The sequence below is a fragment of the Leptolyngbya sp. PCC 6406 genome (assembly GCF_000332095.2).
Lineage (GTDB): Bacteria > Cyanobacteriota > Cyanobacteriia > Phormidesmidales > Phormidesmidaceae > PCC-6406.
On the sequence record NZ_KI913949.1, the window covers coordinates 143653 to 163748 of the forward strand.

Below are 20096 nucleotides of genomic sequence, written 5' to 3' on the forward strand. Positions count from 1 at the left end.
TCCGAGTTGCCGTTCTAATGCCGTATGGGTCCATATTCTAGGGCAGGGCGTCGGGGGAGACGGCTCCCAGAACACGCCTACAATAGCTCCATACCGTATTGTGCATGAGCATGGCAACCGTCATCGGTCCGACTCCCCCTGGAACTGGAGTTAGGGCGGCGGCGATCCCCTGCACTGCGGCAGAATTGACATCCCCCACCAGCTTGCCTTTCCCCAATGGGGTGGGAACTCGATTGATGCCCACATCAATCACTACTGCACCGGGTTGGACATAGTCGGCGGTGACCATTCCCGGTCGCCCCACCGCCGCCACCAAAATATCCGCCGTTCTGGCCAGGGCAGGTAGGTCGGGGGTGCGGGAATGGGCCAGGGTGACCGTGGCGTTGGCTTCGGTCAACATCAGGGCCATGGGCTTGCCCACCAGAATGCTGCGCCCTAGGACCACCGCACGTTTGCCCGTTAGTTCAATGTCGCTGTCCGCCAAGAGGGCCATTACCCCCGCTGGCGTGCAACTCCGCAGGCCCGTTTCCCCGCGTACCAGTCGCCCAAGGTTGACGGGGTGAAGACCATCGGCGTCTTTGTCGGGATCAATGGCATTGAGCAGGGCGATGGTGTCCAAATGTTCCGGCACGGGCAGTTGCAGCAGGATACCATCGACGCGATCGCACTGGTTCAACTCCTGAATCAGGGCCATGAGATCGGATTGGGACGTATCCTCCGGCAAGTGTTTTCCAAGGGAGGCAATGCCAATGCGATCGCAGGCCCGCTCCTTATTCCTGACATAGGCGGCACTGGCGGGGTTGTTCCCCACCATAATGACTGCTAGACCTGGGGGCCGCCCCACCTGGGGGATCAAGGCCGTGACCCGCTGTTTCAGGTCTGCCTGAAGGCGATCAGCAAGGGCTTTACCATCCAAAATCTGAGTCATCGCAGGAAAGGGGCACATCCACGGGTGAACGATCTAGTATGGAGCCCAATGGGTTGCTCAGCGGCTCTCGACTCTAGGGTGTGGGTTGCCCTAGTAGTGTCTCAAATTTCGGGAATTTAGGGATTGCTAACTTATGGCTATGGCTGTTTTTCTTCGCCACCCCCTAAGGCTGGGTAGTCTGCTGCTCATACCAACCTTGTTGGCCTGTGGGGGCTGGGGGCTGTCTACAGAAGCACTGCCTCCGCTGAATTTGCCACTGCCGATAGCCCAGCTTCAGGAGCCCCCGTTGGCGGTGGAGGCCCTAGCTCAACAGAGCATCGGCAGTCTGGTGACGATTCAGGGTCAAGTGACCCATGTAGCCCCCTTCTCGGTGGGCGGGCTCTATCAGCTCACCGATGATACCGGATCGGTATGGGTTCTTACGACAGAGACACCGCCAGATCTGGAAACGATGATCCGGCTCCAGGGGCAGGTGCAATATGAACAAATTTTGGTGGAGGGCCGCGATCGCGGCGAGCGCTATCTCCAGGAACGCGATCGCATCATCAGGTCTGCTTTAGACCTTGGCTGACCAGCCTGTGGGATGTCCCTTTCGGAACCAAAAATGTCTTAACCCATCACCAGCCTAAAAATAGCAATAGCAATGATTCAAAAAGTAGTGGGGGGAACGATCGCCCTGTGGGCCATGGCCATGGGGAGCGCGATCGCATTTCAAGATACCAGCAACCACTGGGCGCGCCCCTGCATTGACCAGCTCCGGGCAGCGGGTCAAATCAGCGGCTATCCTGACAACACCTTTCGGCCCCAGGTCCCAGTGACGCGGACGGAGTATGCCGTTTTCCTACTCAATGCCTTTCCCCGCGAAGATCATTGGCTCCAGGCTGCAACCGCGCCCCTAGGGGGACCACAGCGGGACTTTTCCTATGGCTACGAGGATCCCCGCCTTCCAGGGACAGCGCGGCATTCTCCTCATCACCCAACTCCAGAGCCCATCCGTTTTGTCGATGTCCCCACTCATTACTGGGGGTATGCAGCAATTCAGCGGGCCAGTGGCCGACGCTTTTTTGTAGGCTACCCCGACGGTACCTTTCGCCCCCAGCAAGCAATTCCTCGGATACAAGCGATCGCAGTCCTAGCCCAAGAGATGCGCTATGGCGAGGCCGAGCACCCAGAGGCGGTACTGACTCGATACTTTGACGACGCTGCCGAGATTCCCGCCTATGCCCGACCCGCGATCGCCACCGCCACCCTAGGGCGCTTAGCGGTCAACCCACCCCAAGTACGCCGTCTGCGCCCCAACCACACCACCACCCGCGCAGAAGTTGCCGCCCTCCTGTGTCAAGCCCTGGGACTTGCCCGCACCGTGCCCCTAGACTACATCGCCGCTGGCGATCAATTTGCCATTCCCCCCGAAGCCGGAGGCCGTCGTCCCTTTGCCGAAGGACTCGCAGTAGCCGCCGTCAATGGCCGCTATGGCTACATCAATACCCAAGGAGCACTGGCGATCCCCGCCGACTACGACCAAGCCAGTGACTTCAAAGCAGGTATTGCTGCGGTCACCCGGCAAGGACAGCCCCAGTTCATTGACCGCACTGGCACCGCAGTACAACCGCCCCCTGGCTATATCCCCGCCACCTCAGCGGTGACCCTAAATCATCCTCCGGAAGGATTGTGGTTGCGCCCCTTCCATACCCGCACCATTGAATACATCAGCGGCATTGGCCTAGGCCAGGTGCCCGTCTATGACACCGCCACCGTTGGCGGTATCTGGGGCTACGTCCGAGTGGAGCCCTGATTTCAGTGCTGCCTAATCCCAGAGTTAGCTGGTATCAGGTGGAAGGTTTCCAACGGCAGCCAGAGGTGTTCTCCTGACGAAGAATTCATAGAACTTTTACATGAATGAGTGGATACAAGCGCTGAGCCCGAACATCCACGCACTACCCTAGAAATTATGGGTGCAAAGAAGCGGTATAAAAACTGACGATCTCGGGGCTAGGACTCTTTAACCTAGAGAATGTATCTTAGGATTCCGATGGGTTGGGTCTAACCGATTACGATCCTCAGGTATTTCAATAAAGATGATAGGTCATGAAGCCCAAGTAGGGGCCTGAGCACCATGAACACCTGGTCGGCTTACCATAGCCGCTCGATCAGCCCACAGGAACAGGCACTATACGATCACTGGCTGCGGTGCATGGAGCAGGAAGCTCCGCAGGAGGTGATTGCTCGCTTTCGTGCCCTATTTATTGAAGGGGTTGGTTACCCAGACCGAGAAGTTGTCCGACTTTTGGATGAAATCTTGGCCTCTAAGGATGTGGAGCAGTACTTTCGCTACATCTTGAATCGTTGCTGCCACATTATGGTCAATCGCTGGCAGGGGCGACCCCAGCTACAGGCTGCGATTCCTGAACTGATCGACTGTTTTGAACAATCTCCTACCCAGCCTGTCAATGAACTGTCGCGATCGCGACAGGCCCGCAAGCTGCGGGATATGGCCACCCAGTTTACGGATACGGAACACTATCTCACTCTATGCCGTTTGGCTCGGTTGGTAGATGTAAACGACTCCGTCGAGGATTCCCCCCAACGCCCCCTCGGTACATTGATCCGGCGGTATCCCTATCTCTACGAGCACTGTCTGGTCAATGAGGAAAGCACCCAAGAGCAGCAACAGGTGGTGCGCCGTATTCAGGCGGAAGCACAACAGAAATTTGAGATTGACCTGTCTCAATACGTTACCTACCGGGTGCGCCGTGCCCGTCTCCAGCGCCAAGGGCAGGAGACGGCTGCCGCTATCGCCCGCCTTCGCCCCCTAGAAAACCCCACCCTCCTTAGCGATCGCGACTTGGTATCCTCTCTCCGCCAGTTTTCTGGCAAAGGTACGGATGGCCGGAGTTATCGGGACTCTGCCCAGAGTTTTCTACGCCAACACCAAGCCACTACCTACGGCGATTTCAAGGCTAGCCTCTATGAGTACATCACCGATGCCGTAGCTCCCGGTTATGGCAGCCGAAAATTCAACAAACTGCTTTCGGATAAGCTAAACAATACATTTGTTGAAAATGAAGAGCAGCCCTTGAATGATTTTTTGATGGTGCGGACCTGTAGTCAGCTTTTCAACTTTTTAGTGGTTGACTCTCCTCGAAATCCTCACCATTTCATCTTCCTGGATTTGATTAATAACCTAGGTCCAACCTTGACGACAGGTGTTTTACTCAAGTTGGTTTTGCTGTGCCGTAAGGTCAAACCCTATCTAGAACGGCGCTTTTCCATTCTGTTTAGCCACTATGAAACGGCAACTCGCGATAGTGTCGGTTGGTTGGTAAATATGCTGGAAAATCTGAATATCGCCCTGAGCCTCAACTTTGGCTCCCTAGACGTTTCCCATATTCTTGCCCTCTAGTACTCTGCTGCGTAATTCTTGCCCTCTAGTACTCTGCTGCGTAATTCTTGCCGTTTTCTAACGACGAGGCGGGCATCAACGTAAGCCGAGACAATATGGGCTCCGAGGAATTCAGGAGTCAGAATCCAGTAATCTCCTAGATTCTGGCTCCTAACTCCTAACTCCTCCCCACGAGATTTGTCCCGCTTTGAGTTGATACCCGACGAGGCAGAGCCTCGGTGAGGATTCCCAGGCAGAGCCTGGGAACCAGAAAAGAAGTTTCGGGCCACTGTCATCGTTTCGGCCACCTACGGCCATTCATGGATAGTTTACCTGAACTATTGAGCCCTAAAGCCTTGCTCCCCAACGATTACGGCTTCCTGGGGGCTTACGCTGGCTTAGTTTGAGTGGCCGAAACGATGATTAACGCCAAGTTTCGTAGGGTGCATAGCGCTAAGGCGCGGCTTCGCCCACGCGAAGCAATGCACCGCAGAAATGCCACGCCTAGGGGAAATGGGCACAGGACTTCTGCCAGCTAGTACTAGTGGGTCATTTGCTTTGAACGTGGCCATTAACTTGCTGACCCAAGCCACTGCTACCCCAAGCTTTAGGAGCGTTCAAGAATGGCTATATTCATTCCGAATGACCCACTAAGTAGATCGGGTTAATTAATCCGAGGCTTATGAACATAGGCTTGATCGCTTGAAACAGCCTATACGCAAGGATTCAAGAGAGTTTACTGTTCTTAACACATCTCGAACTTTATGTATCGACCTACTTAGTCCATTTTTAATGACCATTAAAAATGGACTAGTACTGGGCGGCGGAAATACCCTGGCCGTTCCATCGTGGTACACCTCGGCCCTCACCCTAGCCCTCTCCCACGGGGCTACTGTGTACACACAAGTCTTAAAACCGTTGCCTAGTGCCTATTTCAGGCATCAGTCAGTTCTCAATAAACCCAGTCTATTGAGAACTGGCAACGAGAAATCAAGGTTCTAGAGCATCAAGATTTTGAGAAAACGAGCCAGAGATCGATTGTGTATGCAAAATAGCCTCCTGGGAGAAGGGGCTGGGGGATGAGGGAAAGCCCTGGCCGCAAGAGTTTCAGGAGTTATGTATACACAGTAGCCCACGGGGAGAGGAGACCGGAAAAGGTTGGGCTGGCGCGACAATAGTGGGCTGATTTACACCCTGCGGTACTAGCCCTCTCTCAGGGGGCTACCCTGTTACATAAGTCCTGAAACCCTTGCGGAAAGCGCTTGCCCCACCCTGCGGGAAGCAAGCTATGCCCATTTTTGAGAGCGTCTTGTAGGTTGGGTCAAGCGCCAGCGCGACCGAACACCTACCGCTTTACCTGCTGGTGCCGCCGAATTGTTGGGTTTTCTTCTGCTGGGGCACCCTGACTCCCCACCCCCATTTCTATGGAGTATGATCGGGAAACTAAACTCCCGATGTCCCCATCTCTGTACTAGGGGCTGTGAACAATCAAAGCTAGATTCCCGCTTATGGGGCAGTTACAGCCCCTAGCTTGAGTCATTAGGGTGGGGGTGGTTATGCCTACCCGACAAGGATCTCCGCGTTAATTGTCCACACGCCCTAGCTACCCTCGCCTGTACCGAATATGTCAGATTTGTCTTCGCCCCCCCAGCAACCCACCCCAGAGAAGCAGCGTCAGGTTAATCCCTGGGTTGAGGGACTGCAAACCATCGGCCTGAGTATTGTGCTGGCCTTAGGCATTCGGACCCTTGTGGCCGAAGCCCGCTACATTCCTTCGGGTTCCATGGAACCCACCCTGGAAATCAACGATCGCCTTGTCATTGAGAAAATCAGCTATCGATTTAATCCCCCTGTGCGGGGCGATATTGTCGTCTTTTGGCCCCCAGAGAGTTTGTTTCCGGCGGGAGCACGCCGCGATGCCTTTATCAAACGGATCATTGGTCTGCCGGGAGACACCGTTGAGATCAGGGATGGAACCGTCTTCGTGAATGGGGACGCCTTGGAGGAAAACTATATTAAGGCAGAGCCTGACTATATTTGGGGGCCGGAAACTGTCCCTGTGGATCAGTATCTGGTGTTAGGGGACAACCGTAACAGTAGCTATGACAGCCACGCTTGGGGATTTGTCCCCCGTGACAACATCATTGGCCGTGCTGTGGTGCGTTTCTGGCCTCCCAACCGCGTTGGGGGCATTGATTAGGGGATTGTTGGCTGAGGCGTAAACTCCTGACAGTTCCAGCTTGGGAGCCCAATCCACGGCTTAACACTCACTGACTTATAGCATTGGCCATCTAGGTTAGGACAAGGGGCTTAAGTAAGCCCCTTGTTTGCTCTAGGCTTTGAACGTCCTAACGATAGTGACTCCTGCTATAACACCCACCTACTTAACAAAAAGAATGGATTTGATGGGCCGCTCTACGAATTGGTTCTGAGCGTTGAGGCGACCGTAGTGGGTTGTGCCCTTGAAGAATAGGCTGCTGGAACTGCCGCCATCCAGGTTTAGGGCTGCTGTTACCCCCAGGGTCTTCAGAAATTCCGCCATACCTTCTAGGGTTAGGCCCGTGGGGGCGTCTTGGTCGAGCCGCTGAGCCGCGATGGCAAATACCACAGTCCCATCAGGTTTCAGACCGATGGCGGACCGCGCGTTGGCGTAGCGACTACCCAGGGCATCTCGCACCACCTCCCCTGCGGGGTTATCCGCTAGAAATCCCTCCTCATAGGCCGTTATGGCAGGCAACAGTTGGGGGCCTGCGCCCACGGCGGCATCGAGGGTACATGCTTCTGGAATCGGGGCGGAATGGGGCATGATCCCATAGCGCTGGCGATCTCCACAGTCGTAGATGCGGAACTCTGAGCGGTCCAATATAGCGTCTAGATAGGACTGGAGATCGGGGTTTTCCATTAGGCGCAGATTTTGGCGGGGATCGGCGATGAGGGATCCGCCAATGGTGATGTAGGAGGTGGTCAATCCATTCTGCGGATCAAAAAATCCGGCATTGACAGCCGCGATCGCACCTACCTGGGGGGCCAAATCCTGGACGAGATTCAGCCCTTCCGCCACGGCCACCTGGACACGGTAGCCCGATTCTGGGGGAATGGTGACGACATGCACTTGGCTGCTAGGCAGGTCGTAGACGTTGTAGGTCACTTCAGCGGCGATCTCTGGGGTCACCACAGGATCTGCGATGGTCTTTGACGGACCTTTGTCCATCGCAGATTCCCCTTCAAGATGCTGGGATCGCGAGCAGCCCATCGTCGTCATGCCCATGGCCAACAGAATCAGAACAGCGCCGTACCCAGGGGAAGGCATGTCCCCCCAGAGTATGGACAGGGCACGGCGCTGTTGGGATGCCGTGATGGGTCTAGGATGCCGGGGCATCTTTGCTGGTGACGAAACGATGGGCGACGGTCTCTGGTTGAATCGCAGATAGGATAATGTGCCCCGAGTCCGTAATCATCACCGCCCGCGTGCGGCGACCATAGGTGGCGTCCACGAGCTGCCCGCGATCGCGGGCATCGGCAATAATGCGCTTAATGGGGGCAGATTCCGGGCTGACAATAGCGATAACCCGATTGGCTGAGACAATATTGCCAAAGCCAATATTGATGAGCTTAATATCCATATAAAATCCTAAGGCTTTGAACCAGGGGGGATCTGAAGCGAAGCAGCCAGGGAACACAGAACCCAACCCTGGGGCAAAAGGGCTAGGGGCCAGCAGTAAAATATCGATTTTGGGCTAATTACCGCTGAAATGAAGCTTTAGACCTATGGTAGCCACAAAAAAATAGACCTACAACCGACCAAACGGGCTCCAGAGCATTTTCCTGTCCAGGGATAGTCACGGGTGGAGTAGTTTGTACCATAGAGATTGTTCACGGGCTGCCCTAGCGGTGGTTCCGTTGCCAGAGGATCCAGTTCCCGGAAGATCCAGTTCCCGGAAAATCCATCCCCGGATCAAAATACCCACCCTCCGAACCCACACCAGGAAACGTGTCATGCAGCCCGTAGACTTCACAACCCTCGCAGCCACCGCTGCGGAGCTGCGCTACCAATGGTTGCCTGCCCGCTGTGAACAGGTGGTACAGCGGGATCTGACCACCGTGGCCATGGCGCTGCGGACCCTTTCGGGGCGGGGCTGGCTGACGATTTCCTGGCATCCCCAGGCGGCGCGGCTCCATCTGGGGGAGGCTCCCCCCCGCACCCCCGATACCTTTACCTTTAGCCAGCAGCTCAAACACCAACTCAATGGGCTTGCCCTAGTTGCGATCGCGCCCATCGCCCCCTGGGAACGGGTGCTAGATCTCCAATTTGCCAATCGACCGGGAGATCCGGTCCTGTGGCACCTCTATGTCGAAATCATGGGCCGTTACAGCAACGTAATTTTGGTCAACGATCGCAACCAAGTGGTAACCGCTGCCCACCAAGTTAGCGAGCAGCAGTCTAGCCTGCGGCCCATCCTCACTGGAGCCCCCTACAGTCCCCCCCCATCCCTCTCGGGGCCATTGCCCAGTATTGAAGAGTCCCAAGATCGCTGGCAAGAACGGGTGGCCCTCGTGCCTGCACCCCTGCAAAAAGCCCTCCTCAGTGCCTACGGTGGCCTCAGTGCCTCTCTGGCCCAGCAGGTGATTCAGCGGGCGGAACTCGATCCCCGCCAGGGCAGCGACACCCTGGGAGCGGCGGATTGGGAACGGTTATTTCATCAGTGGCAAGGGTGGCTCCATTGCCTAGAATCCGACAGCTTTACCCCAGTGTGGACCGAGACGGGCTATGCGGTGTTGGGGGATTCGACCCAGGTGCCGCCGGGGCAAACGGTGCAAACCCTCTTGCGGGACTACTACACCGCTGAGGTCAATCGTCAAACCTTTGGTCGTCTGCACAATCAGCTCAGCCAAACCCTGAAGGCCCGTCTCAAAAAACTGCGCCACAAGGCGGATGGCTTCCGCGATCGCTTAGATTTGTCGAACCAAGCGGAGCAATATCGCCGCCATGCAGATCTACTGATGGCCTACAGTCACCAGTGGCAGCCGGGAATGCGACGTTTCTGTCTAGAGGAGTTTGAAACGGGAGAGCCGGTGGAGATTCCCCTAGAACCGGATAAGACAGCGATCCAGACGGCCCAAGCATTTTACAAAAAACATCAGAAATTAAAGCGCTCGCGCCGAGCCATTGAACCCCTACTCGCCGCTGTGCAGGAAAAGGTGACCTACCTGGAGCAGGTGGATGCGGCCCTACACCAGATGGAGGACTATGAGATCCCCACCGATCTGGAGGCACTGGAGGATATTCGAGACGAGCTAATTCAGCAGGGCTATTTGGAAGATTCCAGCTATCGCCCCCGTGCCCAGAAGCCGGGAGATGATGCCTGTCTGCGGAAGTTCGTTACTCCCGGTGGCTGGGAGGTGTGGATTGGCCGAAACAACCGCCAAAATGATCTGATGGTCTCCCGCCTTGCCAGTGATTATGACCTCTGGTTTCACACCCAGGAAATTCCCGGCAGTCATGTCCTACTGCGCCTGAGTCCCGGTGCAGTGCCCAGCGATCGCGATCTCCAATACGTTGCCAATCTGGCGGCTTACTTTAGCCGCGCCCAGCAGGCGGACCAAGTGCCTGTGGTTTACACGGAGCCCCGTCATGTCTACAAACCCAAGGGAGCTCTCCCCGGCATGGTGATCTACAAGCAGGAGCGGGTCTTATGGGGCCAACCCCAGAAAGCTTTGGGGCAACTGGATGGGGATCTTCTGGAAACGGCTAATCCGGCCCTGGCACCGGGATAACCCTTGCGTCCTGAGCCTTGCCCCATGAATCTCTATACAGACAAGGGGCTTAAGCCCCTTGTTCGCCGAAGTGTTATTAAGTTGAGGTGTCCCTCATACATTAGGGAACCGCTATGGATACAGGGTCCAAAACCCCATGTCAGCAGGTCACCACAAAATCCTGAAGATATATGACAGAAAAACTGTAAGGCTTGATACAATGGCCCGTGGAGCAGAACGGAACTGGCAAGTCCGCTGCGACTGTGTCCGAAACTCAGGGTTTTGGCGCGGTTTCCTCCACTGAGAGAGCAACAACATTCTTTTGGGTCGGTTCCCCTGGAGCCGACTTTTTTTTCGTCCTACCGTCTGGCCCCAGCCCTCTTTACAATGGCGACAGCCCCATTAGCGCGATCGCGGCTCAACCCTGTGGCAGATCATTCCTCTCCGTTGCTAGCCTCTCCCCTGCTAGTCCTAGTAGATGGCCATTCCCTGGCCTTTCGTTCCTACTACGCCCACGCCAAGGGAGCCGAGGGGGGGTTACGCACCTCCACAGGCATCCCTACCAGCGTCTGCTACGGCTTTTTGAAATCCCTGCTGGATACGATCGAAACCGAGCAGCCCCAGTACGCGGCGGTGGCCTTTGACCTCGATCAGCCCACCTTTCGTCACCAGGAAACCGAAACCTATAAAGCTGGTCGCCCGGAAGTGCCAGAGGACTTCCTCGAAGACGTGAGGAATCTGGAAGCCTTGCTGACGCTCCTAGGCTTCCAGATCGTGACAGCCCCCGGCTTTGAGGCGGACGACGTGATCGGCACCCTCGCCACTCAGGGGAAGGCGGAGGGTTACCGGGTGAAAATTCTCAGTGGTGACCAAGATCTTTTCCAACTGATCGACCCTGAAGGGCAGATCTCATTGCTATACCTCAGCAGCCTCTTTGCCAAGGGAGCTAACCGGGGTAATTCGCGGGAGTTTACCCAAGAGCAGGTGAAGGAAAAGCTGGATATCCTGCCCCATCAGGTGGTGGACTATAAAGCCCTCTGCGGCGACGCCTCCGACAATATTCCCGGCGTCAAGGGCATCGGGGCCAAGACAGCGGCGAAGCTGCTGAATGAGTACGGCAGCCTGGATGCCATCTACGCCGATCTGGCCAACATCAAAGGGGCGACCCAAAAGAAGCTGACGGAGGGGCGGGAGTCGGCCTACCACTCCCAGTACATGGCCCGCATTGTCACGGATGTAGATTTAGGGGTCCCCCTGACGGATTGCCACCTCACCGGATTTGATCCAGAGCCCGTGGTGGCGGGGCTGAAGCGGTTGGAATTGCAGCAGTTCATCAACCGTCTGCCAAAGATTCAAGCGGCCCTGGGGGGAGCGGTGACGGCAGCCCCAGCCGAAGAAGAACCCGCCGCGCCGATCCCCGTCGCAACCTCTGAAGGCCAGGAAAAATCAGCCCAATCCGCTTGGGAAGATCCCGATCTGGCCTTCTTCACAGCAGCGGAGACGGACCAGGCCCAGACGGTACGTCCTGCCGCCATTTCCCCCCAAATCATCACCACCGAAGTCCAACTGTACGAACTGGTGGATCTGCTCTCTACCCAGACCGATCCCGCTCACCCCGTCGCCTGGGACACGGAGACCACTAGCCTGGAACCCCGCGACGCTGCTCTGGTGGGCCTGGGCTGTTGCTGGGGAGCGGGACCAGCGGATCTGGCCTATATTCCAGTGGGCCATACCGGCGGGGAACAATTGCCCCTGGATCTGGTATTGGCTACCCTGGGTCCGGTCTTGGCAAGTGCTGACTTTCCCAAGGCACTGCAAAACGCCAAGTACGATCGCTTGGTGTTGCGTGCCCAGGGGATTGACCTCGCGGGGGTCGTGTTTGACCCGATGCTGGCCAGCTATGTGCTGAACCCCGACACCAGCCACAATCTCACCGATCTCTCCCTACGCCACCTCAGTCTCAGCGCCCAGAGCTACGGCGATCTAGTACCCAAGGGTAAAACCATTGCCGAAGTTGCGATCGCGGATGTAGCCTACTACTGCGGCACCGATGTCCACACCACCTATCGCCTAGTGGCAAAACTGCGATCGGCCCTAGGGGAACTGCCCCAGTTAGAACAACTCTTTGATCAAGTGGAGCTGCCCCTAGAGCCCGTCCTAGCGGAGATGGAACACCAGGGCATTCGCATCGACTCCGACTATCTGGCCACCTTTTCAAAACAGTTGGCAGAGGATCTGGACCGAATTGAGCATAGTGCCTACCAAGAAGCGGGGGACACCTTCAATTTAGGGTCACCGAAACAGTTGAGCGAACTGTTGTTTACCCAACTGGGGCTGGACAAGCGCAAGTCCCGCAAAAATAAATCCGGCGGCTACTCCACCGATGCCGCCACCCTGGAAAAACTCCAGGGGGATCATCCCGTCGTAGACCTGATTCTGGAGCACCGCACCCTATCGAAACTCAAGTCCACCTATGTGGATGCCCTACCAGAGCTGGTTCGCCGCGATACCCACCGGGTCCACACAGACTTCAACCAGGCTATCACCGCCACGGGTCGCCTCTCTAGCTCCAACCCCAACCTGCAAAATATCCCCATCCGTACCGCCTTCAGCCGTCAAATCCGCGCCGCCTTTATACCGGAACCAGGATGGATTTTGGTATCGGCGGACTATTCCCAGATTGAACTGCGGATCCTGGCTCACCTCAGCGATGAGCCTGTACTGGTCTCCGCCTATAACAACCGGGAGGATGTCCACGCCCTCACCGCCCGTTTGCTGTTTGAAAAGGACGACATTACTCCCGAAGAACGCCGGCTGGGGAAGGTGATCAACTTTGGCGTCATCTACGGCATGGGAGCATCTCGCTTTGCGCGGGAAGCGAATGTGGGCCGCACCGAAGCCAAGGCATTTATCGATCGCTACTGCGATCGCTATCCCCAGGTCTTTGCCTACCTGCAACAGATGCAGCGAGAAGCGATCGCCCTGGGCTATGTCCACACCCTGCTGGGGCGGCGGCGCTATTTCAACTTCACCAGCGGCACCTTAAAGGGATTGCTGGGCAGCGATCCAGACACCATTAACTTAGATGAGCTGAAACGCATCGGCGGCTACGATGCCGGACTGCTGCGGGCGGCGGCCAATGCTCCCATCCAGGGCTCTAGCGCCGACATTATTAAAGTCGCCATGATCCGACTGCATGAATTGCTCAAGGGCTACCAGGCGCGGCTGCTGCTTCAGGTCCACGATGAATTGGTGCTGGAGGTGCCGCCGGAGGAATGGCCCGAGCTTCAGGGCAAAATTGCCCAGGTGATGGAGTCGGCGGTAACCCTCAAGGTGCCCCTGGTGGTGGAAGCCCATGGGGGACCGAATTGGATGGAGGCGAAATAGACGACAAGTCCCAGGTTGGGGCAGACAAAAGAAAGAGGCAAGGAGAATTCCTTGCCTCTTTGTCACACATAGCAGGAGTCACTATCGTTAGGGCTTTTCAAAGCCTGGAACGAACAAGGGGCTTAAGCCCCTTGTCTTAACCTAGATGGACACTGCTATAGCAGTCTGGTTCTAGTCGGACTGGCGACGGCTATACAGCCTAGAACACGGTCTAGAACCTACTTGATGAACAGCATCTCTTGGTAGGTGGGCAGGGGCCAGAAGCTATCAGCAATCTCACCCTCTAGGGCATCGGCGTACTCTCGCACTGCATCCATCAAAGGTCGCAGAGTGGTGGCACAATAGGTCATCTTCTCCTCTGTGGTGGCGAAGTCGTGCTTTTCTAGGGCGGTGCTCAGGTTGCCGATTGCCCCCACCATAGAATTGGTCAGATCCGCCACGGTTTGAGCACTGGTTTTATCGAAGGTGACGCCTAAATCCGCCAGACTGGTGATGGTCGAGGATAGTTTCGAGAGGTATTCCACCGCTGCGGGATAAATCATGGTTTTAGCCATGTTAATCACTAATTTGCACTCCACCTCAATGGAGAGGATGTACTGTTCGGCATAGACCTCAAAGCGACTTTCCAGTTCCACGGGGGTGAGTACGCCCGTCTTTTTGAATAAGTCCTCGATGTACTCTTCCTTGAGTACAGGTAGGGAGTCAGCAGTGGTGGGCAGGTTGGACAAGCCGCGCTCCTCCACGGCCATTTTGTGCCACTCCTCGGAGTAGCCATTGCCACCAAAGACCACGGCACTGTGCGCTTCCATCACTTCCTTGAGCACGGTAATGATGGCAGCATCCAGGTCCATTCCCTGGGCTAGTTCGCTTTCTAGGCGGTTACCAATCCATTCGAGGGAATCCGCCAGCATCGTATTGAGGACGATCAGCGGTCCGGAAACAGACTGGCTGGAGCCGACGGCTCGAAACTCAAAGCGGTTGCCAGTAAAGGCAAAGGGGGAGGTGCGGTTGCGATCGCCCGCATCCTTGGTCAATTCGGGCAGGACAGCTACCCCTAGATCCATCACTCCTTTTTGGGTCGATTCTTTGACGGTGCCCGTTTTGATCTGTTCAAACACCTCCTCTAGTTGGGTGCCCAGGTACACCGACATAATGGCGGGGGGCGCTTCGTTGGCCCCGAGGCGGTGGTCATTACTGGCAGTTGCGATCGCGGCCCGCATTAGTGGCCCATACTTATGGACCCCCCGAATCACTGCCCCACAGAACACGAGGAACTGGGCATTTTCATGGGGAGAGTCGCCAGGATCCAGGAGATTCCCCTGGGTCGAATTCCCCACGGACCAGTTGACGTGCTTCCCAGAACCGTTGATACCTGCAAAGGGTTTCTCGTGGAGCAGACACACAAACCCATGCTTTTTAGCCGTGTGCCGCAGCACCGTCATCAACAGTTGCTGGTGGTCACTGGCGACGTTTGCCGCCTCAAAGAAGGGAGCAATTTCAAACTGGCCGGGAGCCACTTCGTTATGGCGGGTCTTGGCCGGAATACCCAGTTTGTAGAGGGTAGTCTCCACATCCTGCATATAGACCTGTACCCGCTCGGGGATTGCCCCAAAGTAGTGGTCATCAAATTCTTGCCCCTTGGCGGGGGCCTTGCCAAACAAAGTCCGCCCTGCTAACAACAGGTCAGGTCGCTGACTGGCAAAGTTGGCATCCACCAGAAAATATTCTTGCTCTGCCCCGCAACTGGAGTTGACATGGGCGACATCATCATTGCCCAAGAGGGTCAGCACCTTGCGGGCCGCTTTATCCATGGCAGCTATGGAGCGCAGCAGCGGCACCTTTTTGTCTAGAGCCTCCCCGGTCCAAGACACAAACACCGTGGGGATGCACAGCGTAGAGCCATTGTCCGTTTCCATGATGTAGGCAGGACTGGTCACGTCCCAGCCGGTGTAGCCTCGCGCTTCAAAGGTGTCGCGAATGCCCCCATTGGGGAAGGAGGAGCCGTCCGGTTCCCCCTGGACTAGCACCTTGCCCGAAAACTCAGAAATAACGTTGCCGTCTCCCTGAACGGAGATAAAGCCGTCATGCTTCTCCGCCGTCAAGTTGGTCATGGGGTAAAACACGTGGGCGTAGTAAAGCGCCCCTTTGGCCATGGCCCAATCTCGCATGGCGGTGGCCACAGCATCGGCCACAGAGGGATCCAAAGCTTCCCCAGTAACAATGGTTTTTTTGATGGATTTAAAAACGGTCTTGGGGAGACTCGCCTGCATTTTGCTGAGGTTGAAGACGTTCTCCGCCCAGATATCTTCTAGCCGCGATGGGGGTTTGGGTGGTATCAACTCCCGATTAATAATCTGGTGAATTGCTTTAACCCGGCCTTCATTTCCACTCATGCCTCATGTCCTACTCATAGTTTTTCGCGAAACTCGAACTACCCGATGGTGCTGAGGCAGTTGTCTATCCTAATAGATGGCTTCCATAGGATGGTGGATATACCAAAATCCAAAACCGTCATGCTTAGACAGTTCCATCTAAGGATTTGCCCCATTCCCACGAATCCAAAAAAAGGGCATCACTGATGTCGAGGCATCTTGCCAATGCCCATTAAGACCATCACCCCAAGATTTATGGGGATGATTACTCGATCACAGGCGCATTCTGAAGCTGTATATCAGTGACACCTTACAGTTTGGAGTATTTCAAGTGTTGAACTTGATTCAGCTCATTATCCTCACAAAGAAAATGGCCGATTGTGCGAATAGTTACAAAGTAGAGTCGGGAGTGAGGGTAACCCTTCAGCCTGTCTTCTAGGGCGGGCTGAATAACAGAGAAAATCTACGTAAAACCTATCAAAACGAACTAACCAAGACGGAGCCTAGTCTGGCGTTCGTGCAGCCATCCAAAATCAACATCTACGCCCCTTGCCACTGTTGAATGCAAGGCATAGCAATCCCATTTGATTTTTGAAGGTCTTTGTAGCGTGGGTGAAGCGAAGCGTAACCCACGGAACAAAACGCTTGCTCAAAGCTCATGCAGGATCGCTATAGTGAATGCAATGTGGCGGATTGTGAAGAGGGTTGAGGCGTCCAATTCAGAATAGCGGCTGTCGTTGTCCCCTAAAAACAGGGACAACGACAGCCTTGGATCTACAGGATCCAGGGGTTTTCGGACCACCAAAACTGTTAGGGCGTGTGGACAATTAACGGGGAAATCCTTGCGGGGTAGGCATGACCACGCCTGCCCTACTGAATCAAGCTAGGGGGTTTAACCGCCCCATAACCAGGAGTCTGCCTTTGATTGTCCACAGTCCCTAGTATTTGGCCCTAGTATTTGGCCCTAGTATTTGGCCCTAGTACTTGGCCCTAGTACTTGGACAGATCGATGCCTGCTTCCCGTGCCATCACGCTTAGTCCCTTCTTCTCTAGGGTTTTGATGGCCTTCGTGGAGAGGCGGAGCTTGACGAAGCGCTTGCCCTGGGGCCACCAGACCCGCTTGCTTTGGAGGTTGGCTTCTTGCACACGCTTGGTGCGCCGGTGAGAGTGGGAAATGGCAAAGGCGTTGTTTGCCTTCTTGCCAGTTAGATCACAGTGGCGGGCCATACTTGTCTCCAGGATGCTGAGGTGTTGACACAAACAACCATTGTAAGGCAACTGGGCTGCGCTATAGAACCCCTATGGCGTCAGTTTTGGTGTAACCGATGCTACATCGCAATAGCCTGAGGGATTTCCCTTACCCATAACTGACCAATTCGGGTCAAGACTTGCTGCGGGCTTCCGGCAAAATGAGCATGGCATCCCCAAAGGAATAAAACCGATAGTTAGCCGCGATCGCATCTTGGTAGAGGTCTAGAAGCCGCTGGCGTCCGATCAGGGCGCTCACCATCATTAACAGACTTGATCCCGGTAGGTGAAAGTTGGTGAGCAACCCGTCTAAGACCCGCCATTGATAACCGGGGTAGATGAATAGATTGATTTTGCCCCGGTGCGGTTGCAACTCGCCTCCCTGGGCGGATCCCTCCAACGCCCGAGCCACAGTGGTCCCGACGGCAATCACCCGCCCGCCCCTAGCTTTGGTGGCGTTGATCTGATCCACGGTCTCTGGCGAAATTTCTATCCACTCGGAATGCATGGTGTGCTGTGTAATATCCTCCGTTTCCACGGGACGAAAGGTGCCGATGCCGACATGGAGGGTGAGGAGGGCACGATCAACGCCAGCCTGTGCCAAGCGTTGAAATAGCTCCGGTGTGAAGTGTAGTCCTGCTGTCGGCGCTGCGACGGCCCCTAGGGCTTCGGCGTAGATGGTTTGGTAGCGTTCTGGGGGGGCCGTGGAATCGGTGATGTAGGGGGGCAGGGGCATTTCCCCCAGGGTATCGATCACGGTAGCGAGGGGTTTGCCGTTGGGGACCGCAAAGTCTAGGAGGCGACCATGGGTGTCAGGGTCGGTTTCCACAACCTGGGCGATGAGATCGGGGGCGGTGGCATTAGGGCCAAAGTAAATCTCTGTTCCGGGCTTCAGTCGTCTGCCCGGTTTGACGAGAGCCAGCCAGCGCAAAGGGCCGCGTTCTTCTAACAGCAAAATTTCTACCGCAGCTCCCCCTGGCTTATACCCATAGAGGCGGGCGGGAATGACGCGGGTATTGTTCAAAACCAGTAGATCGCCGGGGCGCAGGATCTCGGGCAGGTCGTAAATGTGGTGGTGTTGATGGCTGGTGGCAGAGGTGACTGCTAGGAGCCGTGCGTGATCGCGCGGTTCAAGAGGATTTTGGGCAATGCGGTCAGGGGGCAAGTCATATTGATAGGCCGAGAGAGCCTGATCCTCTGTATCGCGATCGCCCATAGGTAAATATTGGGTAGAACTCCCAGGGTAAGCCGGGGGGGTCTCCCCCTGACGGCGGGCAAGGTATTGCAGACAATAGAAATGTAACACCAGACCGGAGGGTCACGATGGACTACATCTATCACCTCGCCAACGCTAGCCTTACCCTTCGTGTGGTGGAACACCTGATTGATATGGAGGCTTTACCCCTATCCTTTATGACGGTGATCCACCAGATTGATGGTTGGGTGATCAAGGTCCGGCTCTACGACACCGTAGAGACTGCGATCGCAGAAGACTTCCGAGCTTACCTGAGTGAATTGGGCATTCCCCACGAGCCCAATATCCGCCTCCGCATGGCCCTCTGGGGCTTGGAAACGGGACAATCTCCCGTAGATGTGATGCGCCGTTATCAAGTAGCGGTGGTGTCTCATGGTAGACCCGAAAGCGAAGAGATCGAAGCCTTTCGCAACCAGTTCGTCATGGGCCTAGGTTATTGCCCAGAAACCTTGGCGTAACGGTCTTCTCGTAAGGTTTGACGATCTTCTTAATCAACAGCATCAACAGTTCACCACTGGGATGTGGACGTAATTCCTTTAGTGTTTGGCCTACTTGGATTTACCGCAGGATGCTTGGGTCTTAGAGATCAGCTTCCAACAGCCGATTCTCCTTGCGGATGCAGCGGGGCTAGTACTCTGCGGCGCAAATACTCTGACCGTTTCATCGTGGTACACCTCGGCCCCTCACCCTAGCCCTCTCCCACGGGGAGAGGGGACTAGAAAATATGGGACTGGTGCGACAGGATGGTAAGCCTATTTTAGGCTAGGTGTACTAGTCCCTGTTGAACTGGACAAGGCTCAAGTCGAACTTCTAAACTTCTAGATTATGTCTGTTTTACGGATCATAATTTCTCCCTGGTGCCGTTGCGGCAGGGGCATTTCCGCGAACTCAAGACTGAAGCATTTGTTGCTGATCCCTACCGCCTCCGCCATAATCGCCGCAATCTGAAGGTCATCGAACGGGTTCTAGTGCCGGGGGATGCCATTGTGGTTTGGGGAACTGTTAGGGAGCAAGAAGGGGTTCGGCGTATTTGGGCCAGACGCATTTCCGACTCCCAAACCTACCCACTCTATGGAGCGGTTCTAGTTGCGATCGCGAGTTTCATCGTGACCTATATCTGTTTGGGCATCGTACTATCCTCCCTAGGGCTACTGTTCTTCCAGTAAGGGGCGTTCCAGTAAGGGACGACAGTATGTTCATCCCCTGGAAGGAATACACTAAGGCCGTAAAATTGGGGCAAGTTGTGATGGCACCTGCTACCCATGAGTGAAGACACTATCTTCGGTAAGATTATTCGTCGCGAGATTCCTGCCGATATCGTCTACGAAGATGAGTTGTGCCTTGCTTTTCGGGATGTCCATCCCCAAGCACCGACCCATGTGCTGGTCATTCCCAAAAAGCCTATTCCCAAGCTGGCGGAGGCGGAATCCGCTGATAAGGAACTCCTGGGCCATCTCCTGTTGACCCTCAAGACCGTAGCGGAACAGTTGGGTTTGGCGGAAAACGGGTATCGGGTCGTGATTAACACCGGCACCGATGGGGGTCAGACGGTGTTTCACCTCCATTTACATCTCTTGGGTGGGCGATCGCTCCAGTGGCCCCCCGGCTAAATTACAGAATGTTGCCAAAGTCAACGTTTTTTATCAGCTCCCTTCAAAATCCAAAGTGAACTCCTTAAGCTGACCCTAAGCGGACTGCTACACCTAAATTTTTTTAATGGGATGTAGCCTTCTGTGAAATTCATTTTGTCGTATATCTGGCAATCATCAC

The 20096-nt window shown here is 55.4% G+C and carries 15 protein-coding genes; 9 read left to right on the forward strand and 6 right to left on the reverse strand.

All coding sequences use genetic code 11. The features are described 5' to 3' along the window. Nucleotides 1-37 precede the first annotated feature (37 nt). Complete coding sequence (folD, locus tag LEP6406_RS0200705; protein WP_008308047.1) at nt 38-928, reverse strand: bifunctional methylenetetrahydrofolate dehydrogenase/methenyltetrahydrofolate cyclohydrolase FolD; 891 nt, start codon at nt 926-928, stop codon at nt 38-40. 139 nt (nt 929-1067) lie between these two features. Between folD and LEP6406_RS29880 the strand changes: the two genes are divergently transcribed. From LEP6406_RS29880 to lepB, 4 genes are all read left to right on the forward strand, one after another. Next, nucleotides 1068-1499 carry a hypothetical protein gene (locus LEP6406_RS29880; RefSeq protein ID WP_155834600.1) on the forward strand — a complete coding sequence of 144 codons (432 nt, stop codon included), beginning with the start codon at nt 1068-1070 and terminating at the stop codon, nt 1497-1499. A gap of 72 nt (nt 1500-1571) precedes the next feature. After that, nucleotides 1572-2723 (forward strand): S-layer homology domain-containing protein, encoded by a 1152-nt coding sequence (locus tag LEP6406_RS29885; protein ID WP_008308043.1) that lies wholly within the window; start codon nt 1572-1574, stop codon nt 2721-2723. A 321-nt stretch (nt 2724-3044) separates the two neighbouring features. Further along, nucleotides 3045-4331, forward strand: a complete 1287-nt coding sequence (locus LEP6406_RS0200720; protein ID WP_008308041.1) for a hypothetical protein — start codon at nt 3045-3047, stop codon at nt 4329-4331. 1603 nt (nt 4332-5934) lie between these two features. Next, nucleotides 5935-6510, forward strand: coding sequence for a signal peptidase I (lepB, locus tag LEP6406_RS0200725; RefSeq protein WP_008317497.1), 576 nt, complete (start codon nt 5935-5937; stop codon nt 6508-6510). Nucleotides 6511-6690: 180 nt separating this feature from the next. Here the strand turns inward: lepB and LEP6406_RS0200730 are convergent, their stop codons facing one another. After that, complete coding sequence (locus tag LEP6406_RS0200730; RefSeq protein WP_051463589.1) at nt 6691-7620, reverse strand: phosphodiester glycosidase family protein; 930 nt, start codon at nt 7618-7620, stop codon at nt 6691-6693. A gap of 52 nt (nt 7621-7672) precedes the next feature. After that, the gene (gene remA, locus LEP6406_RS0200735; protein ID WP_008317501.1) at nt 7673-7933 is read right to left on the reverse strand and encodes an extracellular matrix/biofilm regulator RemA; all 261 of its coding nucleotides are present in this window, start codon (nt 7931-7933) and stop codon (nt 7673-7675) included. A 373-nt stretch (nt 7934-8306) separates the two neighbouring features. Between remA and LEP6406_RS0200740 the strand changes: the two genes are divergently transcribed. Both LEP6406_RS0200740 and polA read left to right on the forward strand, forming a co-directional pair. Further along, nucleotides 8307-10085, forward strand: a complete 1779-nt coding sequence (locus tag LEP6406_RS0200740) for an Rqc2 family fibronectin-binding protein (RefSeq protein ID WP_008317503.1) — start codon at nt 8307-8309, stop codon at nt 10083-10085. Nucleotides 10086-10451: 366 nt separating this feature from the next. Next, nucleotides 10452-13451: a DNA polymerase I gene (gene polA, locus LEP6406_RS0200745; protein WP_008317505.1), complete on the forward strand. Its 3000-nt coding sequence runs from the start codon at nt 10452-10454 to the stop codon at nt 13449-13451. Between the two features lie 218 nt (nt 13452-13669). On the opposite strand, the gene LEP6406_RS0200750 is transcribed toward polA, so the two are convergent. From LEP6406_RS0200750 to queA, 3 genes are all read right to left on the reverse strand, one after another. Then, the gene (locus LEP6406_RS0200750) at nt 13670-15844 is read right to left on the reverse strand and encodes a glutamine synthetase III family protein (RefSeq protein ID WP_008317506.1); all 2175 of its coding nucleotides are present in this window, start codon (nt 15842-15844) and stop codon (nt 13670-13672) included. Between the two features lie 969 nt (nt 15845-16813). Beyond that, nucleotides 16814-17050, reverse strand: a complete 237-nt coding sequence (rpmB, locus tag LEP6406_RS0200755; protein ID WP_008317508.1) for a 50S ribosomal protein L28 — start codon at nt 17048-17050, stop codon at nt 16814-16816. Nucleotides 17051-17204: 154 nt separating this feature from the next. Continuing rightward, nucleotides 17205-18377: a tRNA preQ1(34) S-adenosylmethionine ribosyltransferase-isomerase QueA gene (gene queA, locus LEP6406_RS0200760; protein WP_317133807.1), complete on the reverse strand. Its 1173-nt coding sequence runs from the start codon at nt 18375-18377 to the stop codon at nt 17205-17207. A 17-nt stretch (nt 18378-18394) separates the two neighbouring features. Between queA and LEP6406_RS0200765 the strand changes: the two genes are divergently transcribed. The 3 genes from LEP6406_RS0200765 (at nt 18395) to LEP6406_RS0200775 (ending at nt 19936) form a co-directional block, all read left to right on the forward strand. Beyond that, nucleotides 18395-18784 (forward strand): hypothetical protein, encoded by a 390-nt coding sequence (locus LEP6406_RS0200765; protein ID WP_008317511.1) that lies wholly within the window; start codon nt 18395-18397, stop codon nt 18782-18784. Nucleotides 18785-19183: 399 nt separating this feature from the next. Further along, the gene (locus LEP6406_RS0200770) at nt 19184-19492 is read left to right on the forward strand and encodes a hypothetical protein (RefSeq protein ID WP_008317513.1); all 309 of its coding nucleotides are present in this window, start codon (nt 19184-19186) and stop codon (nt 19490-19492) included. A 96-nt stretch (nt 19493-19588) separates the two neighbouring features. Further along, nucleotides 19589-19936, forward strand: coding sequence for a histidine triad nucleotide-binding protein (locus LEP6406_RS0200775; RefSeq protein WP_008317515.1), 348 nt, complete (start codon nt 19589-19591; stop codon nt 19934-19936). The last annotated feature ends 160 nt before the right edge of the window (nt 19937-20096 follow it).

Bases quoted from the DNA above. Each gene is read 5' to 3' on its own strand.
- folD (WP_008308047.1), bottom strand. From the start codon at position 928: ATGACTCAGATTTTGGATGGTAAAGCCCTTGCTGATCGCCTTCAGGCA.
- LEP6406_RS29880 (WP_155834600.1), top strand. From the start codon at position 1,068: ATGGCTGTTTTTCTTCGCCACCCCCTAAGGCTGGGTAGTCTGCTGCTC.
- LEP6406_RS29885 (WP_008308043.1), top strand. From the start codon at position 1,572: ATGATTCAAAAAGTAGTGGGGGGAACGATCGCCCTGTGGGCCATGGCC.
- LEP6406_RS0200720 (WP_008308041.1), top strand. From the start codon at position 3,045: ATGAACACCTGGTCGGCTTACCATAGCCGCTCGATCAGCCCACAGGAA.
- lepB (WP_008317497.1), top strand. From the start codon at position 5,935: ATGTCAGATTTGTCTTCGCCCCCCCAGCAACCCACCCCAGAGAAGCAG.
- LEP6406_RS0200730 (WP_051463589.1), bottom strand. From the start codon at position 7,620: ATGCCTTCCCCTGGGTACGGCGCTGTTCTGATTCTGTTGGCCATGGGC.
- remA (WP_008317501.1), bottom strand. From the start codon at position 7,933: ATGGATATTAAGCTCATCAATATTGGCTTTGGCAATATTGTCTCAGCC.
- LEP6406_RS0200740 (WP_008317503.1), top strand. From the start codon at position 8,307: ATGCAGCCCGTAGACTTCACAACCCTCGCAGCCACCGCTGCGGAGCTG.
- polA (WP_008317505.1), top strand. From the start codon at position 10,452: ATGGCGACAGCCCCATTAGCGCGATCGCGGCTCAACCCTGTGGCAGAT.
- LEP6406_RS0200750 (WP_008317506.1), bottom strand. From the start codon at position 15,844: ATGAGTGGAAATGAAGGCCGGGTTAAAGCAATTCACCAGATTATTAAT.
- rpmB (WP_008317508.1), bottom strand. From the start codon at position 17,050: ATGGCCCGCCACTGTGATCTAACTGGCAAGAAGGCAAACAACGCCTTT.
- LEP6406_RS0200765 (WP_008317511.1), top strand. From the start codon at position 18,395: ATGGACTACATCTATCACCTCGCCAACGCTAGCCTTACCCTTCGTGTG.
- LEP6406_RS0200775 (WP_008317515.1), top strand. From the start codon at position 19,589: ATGAGTGAAGACACTATCTTCGGTAAGATTATTCGTCGCGAGATTCCT.